Raw genomic sequence first — 20,130 nt, 5'->3', positions numbered from 1 at the left:
GGGTAGTGACGTGACAGGCTGGCAGTTCTGGGTCGACCGTGGTGGCACCTTCACGGACATCGTCGCGCGACGCCCGGACGGCCGTCTGCTGACGCACAAGCTTCTGTCGGAGAACCCGACGCACTACTCCGACGCGGCCGTCGCGGGCGTGCGCGAGCTGCTGGACGGTTCCCACGACCCCATCGAGGCCGTGCGCATGGGCACCACGGTGGCCACGAACGCCCTCCTCGAGCGCAAGGGCGAGCGGACGCTGCTGGTCATCACCCGCGGCTTCCGCGACGCCCTGCGCATCGCCTACCAGAACCGCCCGCACATCTTCGCCCGCCGCATCGAACTGCCCGAGCTGCTGTACGAACGGGTCGTCGAGGTCGACGAACGCATCGCGGCCGACGGCACCGTCCGGCACACGCCCGACCTGGACTCGCTGGCCGGCCCCCTGCAGGAGGCGTACGACGACGGGATCCGCGCCGTCGCCGTGGTCTGCATGCACAGCCATCTCCATCCCGCGCACGAGCAGGCCGTCGGCGAGCTCGCCGCCCGCATCGGCTTCCCGCAGATCTCGCTCTCCAGCGAGGTCAGCCCGCTGATGAAACTCGTCCCGCGCGGGGACACCGCTGTCGTCGACGCCTACCTCTCGCCCGTGCTGCGCCGCTACGTCCAGCACGTCGCCGAGCAACTCGAGGGCGTGCGGCTGATGTTCATGCAGTCCAACGGCGGTCTCGCCGAGGCCGGGCAGTTCCGAGGCAAGGACGCCATCCTTTCCGGCCCCGCGGGCGGCATCGTCGGCATGGCACGGATGTCCCAGCTCGCCGGCTTCGACCGCGTCATCGGCTTCGACATGGGCGGCACGTCCACCGACGTCTCGCACTTCGCCGGCGAGTACGAACGCGTCTTCACCACGCAGATCTCCGGCGTCCGGCTGCGCGCCCCCATGCTGGACATCCACACCGTCGCGGCCGGCGGCGGCTCGGTCCTCCACTTCGACGGGTCCCGCTACCGCGTAGGGCCGGACTCGGCGGGCGCGGATCCGGGGCCCGCCTGCTACCGGGGCGGCGGACCGCTGGCGGTGACCGACGCCAACGTCATGCTCGGGCGCATCCAACCCGCCCACTTCCCCAGCGTGTTCGGCGCCGAGGGCGACCAACCCCTCGACGACGCGCTCGTCCGTGAGCGCTTCAGCGCCCTGGCGCGCGAGATCCGGGAGCAGACCGGCGACGACCGGACCCCCGAGCAGGTGGCCGAGGGGTACCTCCAGATCGCCGTCGCCAACATCGCCAACGCCGTCAAGCGGATCTCGGTCCAGAAGGGCCACGACATCACGCGCTACGCCCTCACCACCTTCGGCGGCGCGGGCGGGCAGCACGCGTGCATGGTCGCGGACTCGCTCGGCATCCGTACCGTCCTCGTGCCGCCCATGGCCGGTGTCCTCTCCGCGCTCGGAATCGGCCTCGCCGACACGACGGCCATGCGCGAACAGTCCGTCGAGGCGCCCCTGGAGACCGGCTCGATGCCAGGCGTCCTCAAGACGGCGGAAGACCTGGAAGCGGCCGCCCGCACCGAACTTCTCGACGAGGACGTCCCCGAGGACCGCGTCGAGGTCACCCGGCGGGCCCAACTCCGTTACGACGGCACCGACACCACCCTCACCGTCGAACTCACCGAGCCCGACTCGATGCGGCGCGCCTTCGAAGAACGTCATCGCGCCACGTACTCCTTCACGCTCGACCGCCCGATCGTCGTCGAAGCCCTCTCCGTCGAAGCCACCGGCCTCACCGAACCCCCCGATCTCTCCGCTCTCGCCCCCTACGAGGCCACCCCTGAAGGCAGCCCGGCCGCCCCGCGATCGGTCCGCCTCCACACCGGCGGCACCTGGCGCGACGTCCCCCTCCACCGCCGCGAGTCGCTCCCTCCCGGCGAAACCGTCACCGGCCCGGCGATCATCACCGAGGCCGGCGCGACGACCGTCGTCGACGACGGCTGGCAGGCCGCGACGACCGACGACGGGCATCTGGTCATGGAACGCGCGGCGATTACGGAGAGTTCCGATCTCGGCACGAAAGCCGACCCGGTTCTTCTCGAGGTCTTCAACAACCTGTTCATGTCCATCGCCGAGCAGATGGGCGCCCGCCTCGAATCCACCGCCCAGTCCGTCAACATCAAGGAACGCCTGGACTTCTCCTGCGCGCTCTTCGACCCCGACGGAAACCTGGTGGCCAACGCCCCCCACATCCCCGTCCACCTGGGCTCCATGGGCACGAGCGTCAAGGAGGTCATCCGGCGCCGCGGCTCCCGGATGCGTCCCGGCGACACCTACGCCGTCAACGACCCGTACCACGGCGGCACCCACCTGCCCGACGTCACCGTGATCACCCCGGTCTTCGACACGGGAAGCACGACGACCACGGAGGGTGACCCCGGCATCCTCTTCTACGTCGCTTCCCGCGGCCATCACGCCGAGATCGGCGGCATCGCCCCCGGCTCGATGCCCGCCAACAGCCGCACCATCGAGGAGGAGGGCATCCTCTTCGACAACTGGCTGCTCGCCGAGAACGGCCGCTTCCGCGAGGAGGAAACCCTCCGCCTGCTCACCGAGGCGACCTACCCCTCCCGCAACCCGAAGACCAACCTCGCCGACCTGCGCGCCCAGATCGCGGCCAACCAGAAGGGCGTCGACGAGGTCGGCCGCATGATCGGGAACTTCGGCCTCGACGTCGTACAGGCGTACATGAAGCACGTCCAGGACAACGCCGAGGAAGCGGTACGCCGGGTCATCGACGCCCTGGACGACGGCGAGTACGCCTACGAGGCCGACTCCGGCGCCGTCATCCGGGTACGCGTGCGCGTGGACCGCGCGAACCGCTCCGCGACCGTCGACTTCACCGGCACGTCCCCGCAGCTCGGCACCAACTTCAACGCGCCCTTCTCGGTTGTCAACGCGGCCGTCCTGTACGTCTTCCGCACGCTGGTCGCCGACGACATTCCGCTCAACGACGGCTGTCTGCGCCCCCTCGACATCGTGGTGCCGCCAGGCTCCATGCTCGCCCCCGAACCTCCGGCGGCGGTCGTCGCGGGCAACGTGGAGACCTCCCAGGCGATCACCGGCGCTCTCTACGCCGCGCTGGGCGTCCAGGCCGAGGGCTCCGGCACCATGAACAACGTCACCTTCGGCAACGAACGCCACCAGTACTACGAGACCGTGGCCTCCGGATCCGGCGCGGGCGACGGCTTCCCCGGCGCGCCCGTCGTCCAGACCCACATGACCAACTCACGCCTCACCGACCCCGAAGTGCTGGAGTGGCGACTGCCCGTACAGCTCGACGAGTTCGCCGTACGGCGTGACAGCGGCGGTGCCGGGCAGTGGCGCGGCGGCGACGGAGCCGTACGCCGCATCCGCTTCCACGAGCCCATGACCGTCTCCACGTTGTCCCAGCACCGCCGCGTCCCGCCGTACGGCATGGCGGGCGGTGAGCCCGGCGCGCTGGGAGCCAACCGAGTCGAACGCGCGGACGGCACGGTCACCACGCTCGACGGCAGCGACTCGGCGGACGTCGGACCCGACGACGTACTCGTCATCGAAACCCCCGGCGGCGGAGGGTACGGCCCACCGTCGCGCGACCCCCATCAAGCAGGAGAAGAGATCGATGATCTTCGGGCGTTCTGAGCGCGGGAAGCCTCCGGTCGAGCCCGTCACGCTCAAGATCCTGGTGGCCGGCGGCTTCGGCGTGGGCAAGACCACCCTGGTCGGCGCGGTCAGCGAGATCAGGCCGCTGCGCACCGAGGAACTGCTCACCGAGGCAGGCCGCCCGGTCGACGACACGAGCGGTGTCGAGGGCAAGCGCACCACCACCGTGGCCATGGACTTCGGCCGCATCACCCTGCGCGAGGACCTGGTCCTGTACCTCTTCGGCACCCCCGGCCAGGAGCGGTTCTGGTTCATGTGGGACGAGCTCTCGGAGGGAGCGCTCGGAGCCGTCGTACTCGCCGACACCCGGCGCCTGGAGGACTGCTTCGCCGCCGTCGACTACTTCGAACGGCGCTCCATACCCTTCCTCGTCGGCGTCAACTGCTTCGAGGGATCCGTCCGTTACCCGGCGGAGGACATCAGGCAGGCCCTCGACCTCGATGAGGGCGTACCTCTGCTGCTGTGCGACGCGCGCGACCGGGAGTCCGTCAAGGAGGTCCTCATCGGCGTCGTCCAGCACGCCATGGCCTATCAGGCCGACCGGCGGCAGACCGTGACCACCTGAAGGCCCGAGGCGTACGGCACGGCCCGTACCCCCGCCGACCGGGGTACGGGCCGTGGCTCATGGGCACGCGCGTGAAGCTCAGGAAACGCACGCGCGCGTGAGCCTTACGGGACGCACGCGCGCGTGGACCCTTCTTCGGCGCAGGCCGTCCGTTCTCAGCCGGCGCCGTCCTCCTCCCAGCCGAAGCTCTTCTCCACCGCCTTGCGCCAGTTGTGGTACTCGCGGTCACGCACCTGGGCACTCATGGTGGGCGTCCACTCGGCGTCCTTCGCCCAGTGCGCCTTGAGTTCGTCCAGGTCGTTCCACACGCCCGTGGCAAGCCCCGCCGCGTACGCGGCGCCCAGGCACGTCGTCTCGGAGATCTTCGGGCGTATCACCGGCACGTCGAGCACGTCCGCCTGGTGCTGCATCAGCAGGTTGTTCTTGGTCATGCCGCCATCGACCTTCAGGGATGTGATCTGGACCCCGGAGTCCTGGAACATGGCGTCGACGACCTCACGCGTCTGCCAGCTCGTGGCCTCCAGGACCGCCCGCGCGAGGTGCGCCTTGGTGACGTAGCGCGTCAGCCCGGTGACGACGCCGCGCGCGTCGGAGCGCCAATAGGGCGCGAACAGGCCGGAGAAGGCGGGCACGATGTAGGCGCCGCCGTTGTCCTCGACGCTCGCCGCCAGTGGCTCGATGTCGTCGGCGGTCGCGATGATGCCCAGCTGGTCACGGAACCACTGGACCAGCGCGCCCGTGATGGCTATGGCGCCCTCCAGGCAGTACACCGGTGCCTCGCTGCCGATCTTGTAGCCCATCGTCGTCAGCAGACCGCTCTTCGACGGCACCGGCCGGTCGCCGGTGTTCAGCAGCAGGAAGCTGCCCGTGCCGTAGGTGTTCTTCGCCGTGCCCACGTCATAGCAGGCCTGCCCGAAGACGGCCGCCTGCTGGTCGCCCAGGGCCGAGGCGACCGGCACACCGGCCAGCTGGCCGACGGCGGTCCCGTACACCTCCGAGGAGGACTTGATCTCCGGCAGGACGGCCTCGGGCACGTTCATGGCCGAAAGGATCGAGGGGTCCCACTCGAGGGTGTTCAGGTTCATCAGCATGGTGCGCCCGGCGTTGGTCACATCGGTGACGTGATGGCCGCCGTCCGTGCCGCCGGTGAGGTTCCAGATCAGCCAGGAGTCGATCGTCCCGAAGGCGATCTCGCCCCGCTCGGCCCGGTCCCTGAGGCCGGGCACGTTGTCCAGCAGCCAGGCCGCCTTGGGGCCGGAGAAGTAGCTGGCCAACGGCAGTCCGGTCTGCTCGCGGAAACGGTCCTGCCCGTCCGTGCCACCGAGCTGGTTGCACAGCGCCGCGGTACGGGTGTCCTGCCACACGATCGCGTTGTGCACCGGCTTGCCCGTCGCGCGGTCCCACAGGACCGTCGTCTCGCGCTGGTTGGTGATGCCGAGCGCGCTGAGCTGGTCGGCACGCAGCCCTGCTTTCGCGATCGCCCCGGCGACCACCGCCTGCACCTTGGACCAGATCTCGGTGGCGTCGTGCTCCACCCAGCCGGGCTTCGGGAAGATCTGGCGGTGCTCGCGTTGGTCGACGGCGACGATCGCGCCGTCCTGGTTGAAGACGATGCAGCGGCTCGAGGTGGTGCCCTGGTCGATTGCGGCGACGAACTTGTCCGTCATGACGTCCCCTTCGTCGGTTCCTTCAGAACGCTGCGTTGAAGATGACCCCGGACAGACACCCGCCGATCAGCGGTCCCACCACGGGAATCCACGCGTAACCCCAGTCCGAGGTGCCCTTGTTGGGGATCGGGAGCAGGGCGTGCACGATGCGCGGGCCCAGGTCACGGGCCGGGTTGATGGCGTATCCCGTGGGACCGCCGAGCGACAGACCGATGCCGACCACCAGGAACGACACGATCAGAATCGCGGTGCCGGACACACCGAGCCCCTTGGTCAGGCCGAACGCCAGGATCGGCAGCACCAGCGCGATGGTCGCGATGATCTCGGTGATCAGGTTGGCCACGGGATTTCGGATCGTCGGCGTGGTGGAGAAGATCCCGAGGGTCGGCTGAGCCAGTTTCTCGTCGGCGTTGGCCTGGAACTGCGCCAGGTAGACCAGCCAGCACAGCACGGCCCCGAGCATCGCGCCCACCATCTGGCCGGCGATGTAGATGAGGACCTTGTCCCAGACCCCGGTGTCGATGGCGATCCCGATCGTCACGGCCGGGTTGAGCTGTCCACCGGACAGCGGTGCGGCGGTGTAGGCGCCGGCCATCACGCCGAATCCCCAGCCGAAGGCGATGACGATCCAGCCGGCGTCCTTTGCCTTGGAATAGTTGAGTAGGACGGCGGCGACCACTCCGGCTCCGAAGAGGATGAGGATCGCGGTGCCGATGACCTCACCGAGGAATATGTCTCCGTTGCTCATTGCGGCTCCTAGGCCCTGGCCGGGACGATCAGCCCCGGTTCTCCGTGCGGGGTGCGCTTCCCATGGCGTCTTCAGCCGAAGGCAGGGAGTCTCGCGCGCCCCGCCCGGCGTCAGTGACGAGCGTGCCGTCGCAGCCGAAATCGCGCGTGGGGGAGTGGGCCTTGGTACAGGTCGAACCGCGCGGCGCAGAGCGTGGATACGCCGAGAATGTGCGGCGATGTCGGCTGACACCGGGAAGTGTTCACCGGCGTTCAGAGGGCGTCAAGGTCGCCGACGCCAACGGTTGACGGCGTGCCGACGGGGCACGGACCCACGGTGACCGTGATCCGGGCATGCCGCTCCGGGGCGGGGCGTAGGGCCAGGCCCTGCTGAGGCCGGCAGGCAGGCCTTTTCCTGCTGGACCCGGCAGAGGCCGAAGGCCTTGGCGGTGCTGAGGCCCACGGTCACCTTTCGGCCACCGCCGACCTGGGGAAAGCGTCTCACCCCCGGCCCGGCTCCGCCACCGCGCACGGGGCGGGCGCCGCGCCCCCTTCCATCCCGCGCAGGATCTCGTGGCCCGGCAGCCCCGCCCGGCCCAGCACCCAGCTCGCCCCGCTCAGGGACTTCGCCGCCTTCTTCAGGGGTGCGAGACAGGAGGCGGCCTGCCGGTGATCCGTCACGCTCCCGGGCGCGCAAAGGACCGTGGCCAGCGACAACGTCACCGGACGTCCCCCAGCCGACCAGGGCGCGTCCAGCATGGAGACGGCCAGCGGACTCAACCCCTCCGGATCGGCGAGGACCAGAAAGTCGTCCCCTCCGATGTGGCCCACGCGCGTGCTGTCCGACGCCGCGTGCTGCAGCGCCCGCCCGACCGACCGGATCAGCTCGTCGCCCGCCGCGAACCCGGCCCCGTCGTTGACCTGCTTGAAATGGTCGACATCCAGCCAACTCAGCGCGAACGTCCGACCGTCCGCGATCCGCCGGTCCACCTCGCCGGTGATCGCGTCCGAGCCCGGCAGCCGGGTCAGCGGATTGAGCCCGGCCGCCTCCTCGACCCGGGTCTCGGCGAGGGCTCGTACGAGGTCCGCCAGCCGTACGACGCCCACGCACCGCCCGTACCGGTCGACCACGGCCACATCGTCCGACGTACGGTCCCGGCCGCCGTCCGCGACCACGTCCAGCACCTCCCACGCGGTGGCGTCGACGCCGACCGTGCGGGGCGGATCACCGAGCTTCGCGGCGGGCCGGTCGGCGTACAGGGCATGGCCGTAGCGCCCCGACATCGACAGCAGGAAGCGGGAGCGATGGACCGACCGCACCGGAACGCCGTACGTGTCCACCAGCAGCACACCCGACACGTCCGGCGACCCGGTCAGCAGCGCCCGCACCTGGCCGGCCGACGCCGTGGCGGGCAGCAGCGCGGCCGGCCGGACGAACTCCCGCACCGAGGGCCCCGAGGGAGGCGTCACCGCCAGTCCGGACGAGCGCGGCGGAACGTATACCTCCGCCGCCGGCAGCCGGGCAGGCGGAGCGAACAGCTCACCCTGGGCCAGCTGCGCCCCCGCCGACCGTGCCGCCGCGCACTGCAGCTCGGTCTCCACGCCCTCGACGCACAGGAGCGCTCCCAGCTGCTCGCACAGCGTCCGCATCGCCCCGATCGCCGCGGGCCGCGCCAGCAGGGACGCGTCGAGCTTCACCAGCTCCGGCATCATGTCCGTGAGCAGCCGCAGCGGGATGTCCCCGTCCCCGACGCCGTCCGCGCTGGTCCGGAAACCCTGCTCACGCAGCGCGCCGACTGCCTCCAGAAGCGCCTGCTGCGGAACGTGTGTGTACGGCGGGCCGATGTCGATGGTCACCTCCCACGGCAGCCGCCCGGCCGCCCGCACGGCGTCGTGGAGGGGAGTGAGCCCGCCGAGGTCGCCGAGAGTGCCGGCGAACACGTTGACGTACAGGGGGAGCAGTGTCTCCTTGCGAGCCGCGGCACGGAACGCCAACACGGCGAGCTGGCCGTCGAGTTCGGGATCGCGGCGCGCCTCGGCCAGGACGTCGCCGGTCTCCGGGCGCGCGAGTATCTCCAGCCCCGCGACCGCGCCGGTCGTCAGATTGACGACCGGTTGGAAGGCGAAGCGGAGAGTATCCGGCCAGGACTGCACGAGAGCATGATTTCGCCGCGAAAGCGCGCCCGAGCCCAGTTCATAAGACGTTCACGCAGGATTCCTGCCTGCTCACACAGTGTAGATAAATGCTGATCGCCCCAGGTCGCCCGCTGACCCCACGCGGGTGCCTGAGAGCCGGTCGCGCAGCCTGTCCCTATCGCATCGCCACCACCGCCGACCCGTGCCCGAACAGGCCCTGGTTCGCCGCGATGCCCACGCGGGCGCCATCGATCTGCCGGTCACCCGCATCGCCCCGCAACTGCCAGGTGAGCTCGCACACCTGGGCGATGGCCTGGGCGGGGACCGCCTCGCCGAAGGACGCGAGACCGCCGCTCGCGTTCACAGGCACGCGTCCTCCGAGCGCCGTCGTGCCCTCCCGAAGGAGCTTCGCGGCCTCTCCCTCCGCACACAGACCCAGATCTTCGTACCACTGCAACTCCAGCGCGGTGGACAGGTCGTAGACCTCCGCGAACGAGAGGTCCGCGGGGCCGATGCCCGCTTCCTCGTAGGCCGCCCGGGCGATCGACTCCCGGAACGTCCCGGCCGCCGGCCGCACCGCCACCGCGGAGTCCGTCGCGATGTCCGGCAGATCCAGGACGGTGTTGGGATAGCGCGGAGTCACGGTGGACACCGCCCGGATCCGCACCGGGTTCGCGGCCCCGTGCCGACGGGCGAAGTCCATACCGGCCAGCACGAGCGCCGCGCCCCCGTCCGACGTGGCGCAGATGTCGAGCAGCCGCAGCGGGTCGGCGACCACGGCGGAGGCAGCGACCTCCTCGGCGGTGACCGGCTTGCGGTAGCGCGCGTAGGGATTCAGCGCACCCTGGGCCGCGTTCTTCACCTTGACCTGGGCGAAGTCCTCCGGTGTCTCCCCGTGCAGGGCCATCCGCCGCCGGGCGTACAGCCCGAAGTAGGTCGGATTCGTCGCGCCGAGGACTCTGAAGCGCAGCCAGTCGGGATCGTCGGGCCGGTCGCCACCTGCCGGACGGAAGAAGCCCTTGGGAGCGGCATCGGCACCCACCACGAGCACCACGTCCGCCAGTCCCGAAAGTATCTGCGCCCGCGCGGCGTTGATCGCCTGCGCCCCGGACGCGCAGGCCGCGTACACGCTCGTGACCCGGGCGCCCTGCCAGCCGAGCGCCTTCGCGAACGTCGCCCCGGCCACATAGCCCGGATAGCCTCCGCGCACGGTGTCCGCGCCGACGATCGACCCGATGTCCCGCCACTGCAGCCCCGCGTCGGTGAGTGCCGCGCGGGCCGCCGCCGCGCCGTACTCGACGAAGCTGCGCCCCCACTTGCCCCACGGATGCATGCCCGCGCCTAGCACCGCCACGTCGTCCGTCATGCCGTCACCCCCGTCGGCCGCCACTGCCAGGTCGTCCAGGTCGTCTCCGAGTCCTTATGGAGCACGCCGGGGACGACCTCCACCTCCAGGCCCACCGTCAGATCGGCGACGGTGACCCCGGGAGCCGCCTGCCCCAGCACCACGAGGCGCTCGGACTCCAGCTCCACAGCGATCAACGTGTACGGCTCCCACGGAAGTTCCGGATCGGTCACATAGGGTGACGGAGGCCGGTATCGGCTGTCCGTGTAGGACCAGACGCGTCCGCGCTTCGAGAGGGGCACTTCCTCCAGATCGCCGCCCGGACAGCCCGGGTTGCGGCAGTGGGCGTCCTCGCGGGGGAAGAAGACCGAGGTGCACGCCGCGCAGCGGGTGCCCACGAGCCGGAAGTCCTCTCCGTCACCGGTGAACCATCCGGCGACCACAGGCGTGCGCGTACCTGCCATGATCCCTCCCGACCTCGATCTGACGATGCGTCAGAAGTGTGCCACGGGCGACGGGCATCCGGCAGGGGAGGTGTTCGGCCTTCAGGGTGGACCGCGCCGGTTCGCTTCCCCCGGGGGACTCAACCCCTGGTAGATGCAGAAGACATGACACAACTCGCGACCGGGGCAAGGGGACTCGCCGCCACGCTCGCCACCCTGCTGGCCGTGACCGCCGCTCCCGCCCCGGCTCAGGCGAAGACCGAGCCCAAGGCGCCGAAGGACTTCGTGGCGCTGCGAACCGTGGACCCCACCATCGTCCGGGAGATGCGGTACTCGTCAAGCTGCCGGCCACGCCCACCAGGCCGTACCGGCCGGCAGAGCCCCTGGTGCCCTGCTTCGCTCCCCAGAGCGAGCGATTCCCGACAACTCCCTCGACATGGGCACCGGCTTCGACTGTTTCGACACCCTTTCGTACACCCTCGACCCACGCATCCAGGGCGCACAGCGGGCTAACCGACTGCTGCTCAAGGACACCCTCGAACCCCTCGGGTGCGTGAACCTCGCCGAGGAGTGGTGGCACTACACGTACAAGCCGGAGCCCTACCCGGACACCTACTTCGACTTCCCCGTGTCCTCGAAAGCTCTTTCAAGGCACTGGTGACCGACCCCCGGAAGACTCCGTTCCACTGATCGGATACAGTCCGCCGCGTGTCCGAAACTCAGCACTCCGCCCCCAACTCCGCAGCTGGCTCCCACTGTTCGAGCTGCGGCGCGCCCTACGGAGAGGGCGTCTCCGGCTGGCCGCGCACCTGCCCGGTGTGCGGCGCCATGGCCTACCGCAATCCGCTGCCGGTGGCCGTCGCACTCCAGCCCGTGTACGACACGAAGGGCACCGCCCTGGTCGTCATCACCCGAACCATCGCCCCCGCGCGCGGGGGCATCGCCCTGCCCGGCGGCTACATCGACGACCGCGAGGACTGGCGGCAGGCCGTCGTCCGTGAACTCAAGGAAGAGACCGGGATCGACGCGGCCGGCCGCGACGTGCGCCTGGTCGACGCGATGAGCTCACCCGACGGGCACCTGCTGCTGTTCGGCCTCCTCCCGGAGCGGCCGACCGAGCACCTGCCGACGTCGGCCGTCACGGACGAGACCGAGGGCTGGCACCTCCTGCGCAGGCCGGAGGAGCTGGCGTTCCCGCTGCACACGCTGGCCGTACGAGCCTTCTTCGAAGGCCGCTACATCTGAGCCGGGCCCTCGCCGAGCCCGCGTACACGCACCGGACGGGGCGACGGGGTCACCCCGTCCTCGTGCTCCAGCTCGACGACCACCTTGTGGCCCTCCCAGCGGGTGACGTACCGCTCGATCTCCGGCTCGTCCCACCCGTCACCCGCGTCCGGCACCACAAACCCGCCCCCGGTACGCCCTCGGGCGGGCGCCCACACCTCCAGTTCCAGCCCGCCGTCGTCCCCGCACATCGGGACGACGGCACCCGAGCGCACCAGCACCGGGATCCGTGACATGGGCGCGTCGACGAGCACCTGGCCCGGCCCCTCGTACGAACTCTCCGTCGCCGTGTCGTACCAACGCCCGCGCGGCAACTGCACCGCACGCCGGTCGGCACCCGGATCCAGCACCGGCGCCACCAGCAGACAGTCGCCCAGCAGAAACGCGTCCCCGCAGTCGCGCAGCGCGCGATCCTCCGGCGCCGACCACCACAGCGGGCGCACATAGGGCGCCCCCGTACGCCGGGCCAGATGCGCCAGCGTCACGAAGTACGGCAGCAGCCTCCGCCGCTCGACGAGCGCCACGCGCGCGTGCTCCAGCACCTCGGGACCGAACTCCCACGGCTCCCGACGCCCCGCCCGCAGACTCGCGTGCGTACGGAACAGCGGCAGATACGAGGCCAACTGGAACCACCGCAGATACAGCTCCGGCGACGGACTCCCGTCGAATCCGCCGACGTCCGGCCCCGAATAGGGCACCCCGCACAGCCCGAGGCCTATGACCAGCGACAACGAGGCTCGCAGGCCGGGCCAGCCCGTGGCCACGTCCCCCGACCAGGTGCCCCCGTAGCGCTGCAACCCCGCCCATCCGGAGCGCGAGAAGACGAAGGGACGCTCCTGGGGCGCCAGTTCGCGCAGCCCTTCATAGCCGGCTCTGGCCATGCACAGGCCGTAGACGTTGTGCGCTTCCCGGTGGTCGCCGCCCCGGCCCTCCAAGGAGTGCCTGGCCGAGCGCGGCAGCGTCGACTCCCCGAACGCGGTGAACGAGGTCGGCTCGTTCATGTCATGCCAGAAACCCGAGAAGCCCTGCGCCAGCCGCTCCTCGTACAGCGCACCCCACCACGCACGCACGCGCGCGTGCGTGAAGTCGGGGAAGACCGCCTCCCCGGGCCAGACCACGCCCCGCACGGGCTGCTCCGAAGCGTCGCGTACGAACACGTCCTCGGCAGTGCCGCTGTCGTACACGGCGTTACCGGGCGCGGCCTTGACCGCCGGATCGACGATCGACACCAGGCGGATCCCGTCCCGCCGCAGATCCTCGGCGAGCTGCGGCAGCTTGGGGAAGGCCTCAGGGTCGACCGTGAACACCTGATGCTCGTCGTAGTGGTCGATGTCCAGATGAACCGCGTCCAGCGGAAGGCCACGCTCCTGGTAGCCCGAAACGATCCGCCGGACCTCCTGCTCACTGCCGAAGCCCCACCGCGCGTGATGGTGCCCCAGCGCCCACGACGGCGGCAGCGCCGGCGCACCCGTCAGCGAGGCCCAGACGAGCAGCACGCGCGCGGGCGTGCCCACCACCACCCAGCAGCGCAGCGGACCACCGTCCATCCGCAGCTCGCTCGTCCCGGCCAGATCATGACCGGAACCGGCGCCTTCCTCACCCTCCCGCAGCGTCACCGTGCCGTCCCACGAGGTGTCATGGAACACCAGATGCGTGCCGGCGTCGGCGACGACCAACTGCACCGGCATGGTGATGTACAGCGGATCGTCGCCGGGAACGAACGGACGCCCGGGATCGGTGTTCCAAAGCCGGTACGTGCCGTCCCGCAGCCGGGGCCCCGATGCCCGCCCTCCGAGCCCGAAGAACCGCGCGTCCGACGCCACCTCCGAGCGCTGCATCCACCGGGCCTCACCACCCGCCACGGGCTCCCACCAGCGCGGCGGCAGATCACGCCGCAGCGTCACACCGCCGGGCGTCTGCACCTCCACGGCGCCGTGCCGCGAGATCACCACCGTCACCCGCTCGGCCACGACCCGCCAGCCACCGTCCTTGTCGGGCTCCAGGACGGCCCGCGGATCCGGTTCCGGACAGCGGTCCGTGAGCGCGTACGACGGCTCAGGACCGGCCCCGTCCCAGCCCCAGAAAACGGCCCCGTTCACGGTCACGGTGACACACAGCTCGGACCGGCTGAACCGGATCACCCCACCGCCCGGACCGGGCCGCACCTCCTGGACGGGCCCGGGCACCCGGGCGCGCTCGGCACCCCGGGGCGGCAGCCCCACGGCGTCCGCGCGCTTCCTGCGCCACGCCGCTCGTACGGTACGCAACCCCTGGGCCGCCCCCACAGAACCGACCACCTTCATCGAACGCACCAGGTCACGACCGTCCATGCTGCTCAGCCTGCCATTCACCGACCCACACGCGTGCGCCGTTCAACTGCCGTTCACCCGTGCCGGGACCACATCTTCACGACACGGACTATGTGGGGCGGACCCTGGTGCTGAAGTCGATCACATGGCATCGTCCGTGTCATCCGCGTCACGCGCACACCCCCGCCGTGCGCGGATGACGCACACGACGCGCACAGTTTCCGGGAGCCGCTCCATGTCGATCGTGAACCCCCAGCCGCTGTGGCAGCCAGACCCGCAGCGCATCGCCCGAGCACAGGTCACCCAGTTCCAGGCCTGGGCCGCCGAGAACCACGGTGCCCCCGCCGAGGGCGGCTACGCGGCGCTGCACCGCTGGTCGGTCGACGAACTGGAAACCTTCTGGAAAGCCGTCACGGAGTGGTTCGACGTACGCTTCTCCACCCCCTACGCGCGCGTGCTCGGCGACCGCTCGATGCCCGGCGCCCAGTGGTTCCCCGGCGCGACCCTCAACTACGCCGAGCACGCCCTGCGCGCTGCCGCGACCCGCGCGGACGAACCCGCACTCCTGCACGTCGACGAATCCCACGAGCCCCGCCCGGTCACCTGGTCCGAGCTCCGCCGCCAGGTCGGCTCCCTCGCCGCCGAGCTGCGCGCCCTCGGCGTACGCCCCGGAGACCGAGTCAGCGGCTACCTCTCCAACATCCCGCAGGCCGTCGTAGCCCTCCTCGCCACGGCCGCCGTCGGCGGCGTCTGGACCTCGTGCGCCCCAGACTTCGGCGCCCGCAGCGTCCTGGACCGCTTCCAGCAGGTCGAACCGGTCGTGCTGTTCACCGTGGACGGCTACCGCTACGGCGGCAAGGAACACGACCGCCGCGAGACCGTCGCCGAACTCCGCCGCGAACTGCCGACCCTACGAGCGGTCGTGCACATCCCGGTCCTCGGCACCGAGGCCCCCGAAGGCGCCCTGGAATGGTCGGCCCTCACAGCCGCCGACGTGGAACCCGTCTTCGAACAGGTCCCCTTCGAGCACCCCCTCTGGGTCCTCTACTCCTCCGGCACGACCGGCCTGCCCAAAGCCATCGTCCAGTCCCAGGGCGGCATCCTCGTCGAGCACCTCAAACAACTCGGCCTGCACTGCGACCTGGGCCCCGAGGACCGTTTCTTCTGGTTCACCTCGACCGGCTGGATGATGTGGAACTTCCTCGTCTCCGGCCTGCTCACCGGCACCACGATCATCCTGTACGACGGCAGCCCCGGCTATCCCGACACCGGCGCCCAATGGCGCATCGCCGAACGCACGGAAGCCACCCTCTACGGCACCTCGGCCGCCTACGTCATGGCCTGCCGCAAGGCCGGCGTGCATCCCGCGCGCGACTTCGACCTCTCCAAGGTGCAGTGCGTCGCCACCACCGGCTCGCCACTGCCGCCCGACGGCTTCCGCTGGCTGCACGACGAAGTCCGCGACGACCTCTGGATCGCCTCTGTCAGCGGCGGCACGGACGTGTGCTCCTGCTTCGCGGGAGCTGTGCCCACCTTGCCCGTGCATATCGGTGAGCTCCAGGCCGCCGGCCTCGGGACCGACCTCCAGTCCTGGGACCCCAGCGGCAAGCCGGTCATCGACGAGGTGGGGGAGCTCGTGGTCACCAACCCCATGCCGTCGATGCCGATCCACTTCTGGAACGACCCCGACGGCAGCCGGTACCACGACAGCTACTTCGACACCTATCCCGGCGTATGGCGCCACGGCGACTGGATCACGATCACCTCACGCGGCTCCGTCGTCATCCACGGCCGCTCCGACTCGACGCTCAACCGCCAGGGCGTCCGCATGGGATCGGCCGACATCTACGAAGCCGTCGAGCGCCTCCCCGAGATCAAGGAATCCCTCGTCATCGGCATCGAACAGCCCGACGGCGGCTACTGGATGCCCCTGTTCGTACACCTGGTCCCCGGCGCCGTGCTCGACGAGGCCCTCCTGAACCGCATCAAGCAGACCATCCGCGAGCAGCTCTCCCCACGGCACGTCCCCGACGAGGTCATCGAGGTCCCCGGCGTCCCGCACACCCTCACCGGCAAGCGCATCGAGGTCCCGGTCAAGCGCCTCCTCCAGGGCACACCCCTGGACAAGGCGGTCAACCCCGGCTCCATCGACAACCTCGACCTCCTCCACTTCTACGAGGAACTCGCCCGCAAGCGCGCCTGACCGACAGCCGGTCTCTGACTCACCGTGCACGGCGAGTCAGAGACCGGCTGTCGGAACCAACTCCTCGACCTGCACAAACACACGCGCCGCTCGGTCCGCGGCCCCGGACCCCGGGGCCGTTGTCAGTCCCGCCGGTTACTGTGAGTGAGCATTGATCGACCGTGCACGAGGGGGAAACATGACGCACACCGACCACCAGACGATGCGACGCGTCCTGCGCCGCGAGATCGCCGGCACGATCGGCCTGCTGACCGACGAACACGACTTCCGGGCCATGCGGCGCTACCGCAGCTTCACCTTCGACGACCACAAGATCTATCTCGAACAGGTGGAGGCTCTGCTCAGGACACGGGCGTCCATGGGCAGCCATACGACCATCGCCCTGTTCGACCCCCAGGAGTACGCCGAGTACTGCGCGGAAACGGGCCTCGACCCCGACGCCCCGTCGAGCCGCACCCGCTTCACGGCCGAACTCGCGGCCAAGGGACCCACCATCCCCTACGACGGCCGACCCCTGGCGGACGTCGTCCCGGCCCTGGTCGACGAGGCCGTCCGACAAGCCACCTGGGAGTACGCCGCCACCCTCCTGGCCCGCCTCGGATCCTGCGCCACCTGTGGCGAGGACATCGGCCGCGCGGCCTTCACCCGCGCCTCCGGCCTCGTCGTACGCATCCTCGACACCGCCCCGCCGGGCAACCGACACCTCGTCTGCAGCATCACGGGAACCCCGGAAACACTCGTCTCCGTACTGCACGCGGACGAGGACGACCAGGGCGCCACACACCTGGACGAGGCCGAAGCCCTGGAGTTCACCACGGTCGTGGCCCTCGGCCTCGCCACCCGCGGCCCCGGCGGACTGGTGATGCGGACCAGCGCCCCCGGCACCCCCGATCGGATCTACGGATGGCGCCTCCGCGGAGACGATCTGGAACCCCTCACCGCGGGCGAGGTCTTCGACGCCTACTGCACCGACCTCGACTCCGGAGATCTCATCTCCCCGGAATCAGGCGTCGACTACTGCGTGCCACCGGACCTCGGAAGTGACACCGCGCCACCCGGGCACCAGCACTGAAACGTACGAGGGGCGTTCCCTCCGCAGATGGAACGCCCCTCCACGACAGGCACACACCCGTCGTGCTCCGACTACTCGCCGGACAACACCGCCTGCGCGGCATTGCGCGCTTCCTCAGCGCTGTCCGCCGCCCGAGCGGCCGAGGCGGCACGCTCGCACTGCGCCAGCGTGTACTTGGCCAGCGTGGCCCGGACATAGGGAATCGAGGCCGAACCCATGGACAGGGAGGTGACACCCAGGCCGGTCAGCACACACGCCAACAGCGGGTCCGACGCGGCCTCACCGCATACGCCACAGCTCTTGCCCTCGGCCTTCGCCGCCTCGGCGGACAGCGCGACCAGGTCGAGCAGCGCGGGCTGCCACGGGTCCTGAAGCCGGGAGACCGCACCCACCTGACGGTCCGCGGCGAAGGTGTACTGCGCGAGGTCGTTGGTGCCCAGGGACAGGAACTCGACCTCCTGGAGGATCGAGCGCGCCCGCAGCGCGGCGGACGGGATCTCCACCATCGCACCGAACTTCGCCTGCAACCCGGCCTCACGGCACGCGTCGGCGAACGCCTTGGCGTCGGCGCGGTCCGCCACCATCGGGGCCATGACCTCGAGGTAGACGGGCAGCCCCTCCGCCGCCTTCGCCAGCGCCGTCAGCTGGGTGCGCAGCACCTCGGGGTGGTCCAGCAGCGTCCGCAGGCCACGGACACCCAGCGCGGGGTTCGGCTCGTCGGCCGGCGTCAGGAAGTCCAGCGGCTTGTCCGCGCCCGCGTCCAGGACACGAACGACGACCCGGCCCTCGGGGAAGGCCTCGAGAACCTGTCGATAGGCCTCGACCTGCTTCTCCTCCGACGGGGCCTTCTTGCTGTCGTCGAGGAACAGGAACTCGGTACGGAACAGACCGACACCCTCGGCACCCGCTTCGACGGCGGCCGGAACGTCCGACGGTCCGCCGACGTTGGCGAGCAGCGGCACCTTGTGGCCGTCGGCGGTGGCACCCGGCCCCGTTGACGCAGCGAGGGCCGCCTTGCGAGCGGCGGCAGAGGCCTCCAGCTCGGCCTTCTTCTCGGCGCTCGGGTTCACAAAGATGTCGCCGGTGCTGCCGTCGACCGCGATGACCGTGCCCTCGGCAAGCTCACCGGCCCCGGGAAGCGCGACCACGGCCGGCACACCCAGCGCCCTCGCGAGAATCGCGCTGTGGCTGGTCGGCCCACCCTCTTCGGTGACGAAGCCGAGCACGAGGGTCGGGTCCAGCAGCGCGGTGTCCGCCGGGGCGAGGTCGCGAGCCACCAGGACGTAGGGCTCGTCGCTGTCCGGGACACCCGGCATCGGGACCCCCAGCAGCCGGGCGACGATACGATTCCGCACGTCGTCGAGGTCGGCCACGCGACCGGCGAGGTACTCACCGGCACCGGCCAGCAGCTCGCGGTACGCGGCGAAGGCGTCGTACACGGCCCGCTCGGCCGTGCTGCCCACGGCGATACGCCGGTCCACGTCCGACATCAGCTCGGGGTCCTGGGCCATCATGGCCTGCGCCTCGAGCACCGCCTGGGCTTCGCCCCCCGCCAGATTGCCGCGCGCTATCAGGTCGGCCGCCACAGCCTCCACCGCCTGGCGGGCGCGCCCCTGTTCACGCTCCGCGTCCTCGGCCGGAATCTGCTTGGCAGGCGGTTCGAGGACCGCCGTTCCCATGTGCCGAACCTCGCCGATCGCCACACCGTGGCTCACGCCGACGCCTCGCAGCGTTGTCTCCATCTCACCCGTCTCCGAATAGTGCGGCGGGTCCCGCCGCCGCGATGGTTGTCGTTCCTACATGCCGCCATGCGACGGCACTGACGTCACTTCCAGACGAAGAGACTGTCTCCGGCCTTCACATCGCCGTCGTGACGCAGTTCGGAGAGAGCCTCGGCCGTGGCCTCGAGGGCGACGATCGGGCACACCGGGGACTTGCCGGCGGCCTCGACCGCGGCGGGGTTCCAGCGCACGATGCTCTGACCACGCGTCACGGTGTCGCCCTTGTTCACGAGCAGCTCGAAGCCCTCGCCGTTGAGCTGCACAGTGTCGATACCGAGGTGAGTGAGTACGCCGTGCCCTTGCTCGTCGACGACGACGAAGGCGTGCGGATGGAGAGAGACGATGACACCGTCCACGGGCGAGACGGCCTCGGAGGGCTCACGCACGGGGTCGATCGCGGTGCCCGGGCCGACCATGGCCCCGGAAAAGACAGGATCCGGTACGGACGCCAGTCCGACGGCGCGTCCTGCCAGTGGGGACGTGACGGTGGTCATGGGAAGCCTCCCAGGGGTGGAGATCGTTATGGGCCGTCGCTGCCTGTGCCGGACGGCACACTGTTCAGCAGGGTATGTCACATGAAGTGCCGGTTCCGCCCGGGCACTCCAGAGTGGTCTAGACCATACCGCAAACCGATTTGCACGTGCTCCGAGGCCCCGTGTACAGTCGTACTCCTGCTTGGGGCTGAGTGACGCGACTAGGCGCCCTTGCCCGGCAGCATCAAACTTGTCAGATCCTATCTCGGGGTCACCTTCTGCATGTCTGCAGAACGGTGGTCAGAGGGCCGGAAAAACACTGATAGAGTTTGAAACACCGAAGGGAAGCGCCCGGAGGAAAGCCCGAGAGGGTGAGTACAAAGGAAGCGTCCGTTCCTTGAGAACTCAACAGCGTGCCAAAAGTCAACGCCAGATATGTTGATA

At 70.1% G+C, this 20,130-nt stretch carries 13 protein-coding genes and 1 pseudogene; 6 read left to right on the top strand and 8 right to left on the bottom strand.

Annotated elements, in window-relative coordinates:
* The first annotated feature begins 10 nt into the window (after nt 1-10).
* Nucleotides 11-3,661, top strand: a complete 3,651-nt coding sequence (locus tag ACIRD7_RS37920) for a hydantoinase B/oxoprolinase family protein (protein WP_403460512.1) — start codon at nt 11-13, stop codon at nt 3,659-3,661.
* Entirely contained in the window at nt 3,642-4,247 is a 606-nt protein-coding gene (locus ACIRD7_RS37915) for a GTP-binding protein (RefSeq protein ID WP_403460511.1), read from the top strand. Before ACIRD7_RS37920 ends, ACIRD7_RS37915 begins: the two co-directional genes overlap by 20 nt.
* Nucleotides 4,248-4,402: 155 nt before the next feature.
* Here ACIRD7_RS37915 and glpK read toward each other — a convergent pair whose 3' ends face one another.
* The 5 genes from glpK to ACIRD7_RS37890 form a co-directional block, all read right to left on the bottom strand.
* A complete protein-coding gene (gene glpK, locus ACIRD7_RS37910) occupies nt 4,403-5,914 on the bottom strand; it encodes a glycerol kinase GlpK (RefSeq protein WP_403460510.1) in 1,512 nt (503 codons plus the stop codon).
* 22 nt (nt 5,915-5,936) lie between these two features.
* The gene (locus ACIRD7_RS37905; RefSeq protein ID WP_403460509.1) at nt 5,937-6,662 is read right to left on the bottom strand and encodes an MIP/aquaporin family protein; all 726 of its coding nucleotides are present in this window, start codon (nt 6,660-6,662) and stop codon (nt 5,937-5,939) included.
* A gap of 479 nt (nt 6,663-7,141) precedes the next feature.
* Complete coding sequence (locus ACIRD7_RS37900; protein ID WP_403460508.1) at nt 7,142-8,794, bottom strand: EAL domain-containing protein; 1,653 nt, start codon at nt 8,792-8,794, stop codon at nt 7,142-7,144.
* A 157-nt stretch (nt 8,795-8,951) separates the two neighbouring features.
* The gene (locus tag ACIRD7_RS37895; protein ID WP_403460507.1) at nt 8,952-10,142 is read right to left on the bottom strand and encodes a lipid-transfer protein; all 1,191 of its coding nucleotides are present in this window, start codon (nt 10,140-10,142) and stop codon (nt 8,952-8,954) included.
* Entirely contained in the window at nt 10,139-10,564 is a 426-nt protein-coding gene (locus ACIRD7_RS37890; RefSeq protein WP_403460611.1) for a Zn-ribbon domain-containing OB-fold protein, read from the bottom strand. Before ACIRD7_RS37890 ends, ACIRD7_RS37895 begins: the two co-directional genes overlap by 4 nt.
* Nucleotides 10,565-10,729: 165 nt before the next feature.
* Between ACIRD7_RS37890 and ACIRD7_RS37885 the strand changes: the two are divergent.
* Nucleotides 10,730-11,225, top strand: a pseudogene (locus ACIRD7_RS37885) (M15 family metallopeptidase).
* A 47-nt stretch (nt 11,226-11,272) separates the two neighbouring features.
* Nucleotides 11,273-11,809, top strand: coding sequence for an NUDIX domain-containing protein (locus ACIRD7_RS37880; protein WP_403460506.1), 537 nt, complete (start codon nt 11,273-11,275; stop codon nt 11,807-11,809).
* Here the strand turns inward: ACIRD7_RS37880 and ACIRD7_RS37875 are convergent.
* Nucleotides 11,800-14,178 (bottom strand): TIM-barrel domain-containing protein, encoded by a 2,379-nt coding sequence (locus tag ACIRD7_RS37875; RefSeq protein WP_403460505.1) that lies wholly within the window; start codon nt 14,176-14,178, stop codon nt 11,800-11,802. The genes ACIRD7_RS37880 and ACIRD7_RS37875 overlap by 10 nt on opposite strands.
* A 214-nt stretch (nt 14,179-14,392) precedes the next feature.
* Here ACIRD7_RS37875 and ACIRD7_RS37870 point away from each other — a divergent pair, with 214 nt between their 5' ends.
* Both ACIRD7_RS37870 and ACIRD7_RS37865 read left to right on the top strand, forming a co-directional pair.
* Nucleotides 14,393-16,360: an acetoacetate--CoA ligase gene (locus tag ACIRD7_RS37870; protein WP_403460503.1), complete on the top strand. Its 1,968-nt coding sequence runs from the start codon at nt 14,393-14,395 to the stop codon at nt 16,358-16,360.
* Nucleotides 16,361-16,538: 178 nt separating this feature from the next.
* Nucleotides 16,539-17,432, top strand: coding sequence for a hypothetical protein (locus ACIRD7_RS37865; RefSeq protein ID WP_403460502.1), 894 nt, complete (start codon nt 16,539-16,541; stop codon nt 17,430-17,432).
* Between the two features lie 71 nt (nt 17,433-17,503).
* Here ACIRD7_RS37865 and ptsP read toward each other — a convergent pair whose 3' ends face one another.
* On the bottom strand, nt 17,504-19,174 hold the full coding sequence (ptsP, locus tag ACIRD7_RS37860) for a phosphoenolpyruvate--protein phosphotransferase (RefSeq protein WP_403460501.1): 1,671 nt from the start codon (nt 19,172-19,174) through the stop codon (nt 17,504-17,506).
* Nucleotides 19,175-19,257: 83 nt separating this feature from the next.
* Nucleotides 19,258-19,707, bottom strand: coding sequence for a PTS glucose transporter subunit IIA (locus tag ACIRD7_RS37855; RefSeq protein WP_403460500.1), 450 nt, complete (start codon nt 19,705-19,707; stop codon nt 19,258-19,260).
* Between the last annotated feature and the right edge of the window lie 423 nt (nt 19,708-20,130).

This window comes from Streptomyces sp. NPDC093568, from assembly GCF_044764945.1.
Lineage (GTDB): Bacteria > Actinomycetota > Actinomycetes > Streptomycetales > Streptomycetaceae > Streptomyces.
The sequence above is the reverse complement of the archived record's forward strand: the minus strand, read 5'-3'. Positions and strand labels throughout refer to the sequence as shown.

What these genes read in the sequence shown, in the direction of transcription:
- ACIRD7_RS37875 (WP_403460505.1), bottom strand. Translation starts at nt 14,178, where the DNA reads ATGGACGGTCGTGACCTGGTGCGTTCGATGAAGGTGGTCGGTTCTGTG.
- ACIRD7_RS37905 (WP_403460509.1), bottom strand. Translation starts at nt 6,662, where the DNA reads ATGAGCAACGGAGACATATTCCTCGGTGAGGTCATCGGCACCGCGATC.
- ACIRD7_RS37855 (WP_403460500.1), bottom strand. Translation starts at nt 19,707, where the DNA reads ATGACCACCGTCACGTCCCCACTGGCAGGACGCGCCGTCGGACTGGCG.
- glpK (WP_403460510.1), bottom strand. Translation starts at nt 5,914, where the DNA reads ATGACGGACAAGTTCGTCGCCGCAATCGACCAGGGCACCACCTCGAGC.
- ACIRD7_RS37870 (WP_403460503.1), top strand. Translation starts at nt 14,393, where the DNA reads ATGTCGATCGTGAACCCCCAGCCGCTGTGGCAGCCAGACCCGCAGCGC.
- ACIRD7_RS37865 (WP_403460502.1), top strand. Translation starts at nt 16,539, where the DNA reads ATGACGCACACCGACCACCAGACGATGCGACGCGTCCTGCGCCGCGAG.
- ptsP (WP_403460501.1), bottom strand. Translation starts at nt 19,174, where the DNA reads ATGGAGACAACGCTGCGAGGCGTCGGCGTGAGCCACGGTGTGGCGATC.
- ACIRD7_RS37915 (WP_403460511.1), top strand. Translation starts at nt 3,642, where the DNA reads ATGATCTTCGGGCGTTCTGAGCGCGGGAAGCCTCCGGTCGAGCCCGTC.
- ACIRD7_RS37895 (WP_403460507.1), bottom strand. Translation starts at nt 10,142, where the DNA reads ATGACGGACGACGTGGCGGTGCTAGGCGCGGGCATGCATCCGTGGGGC.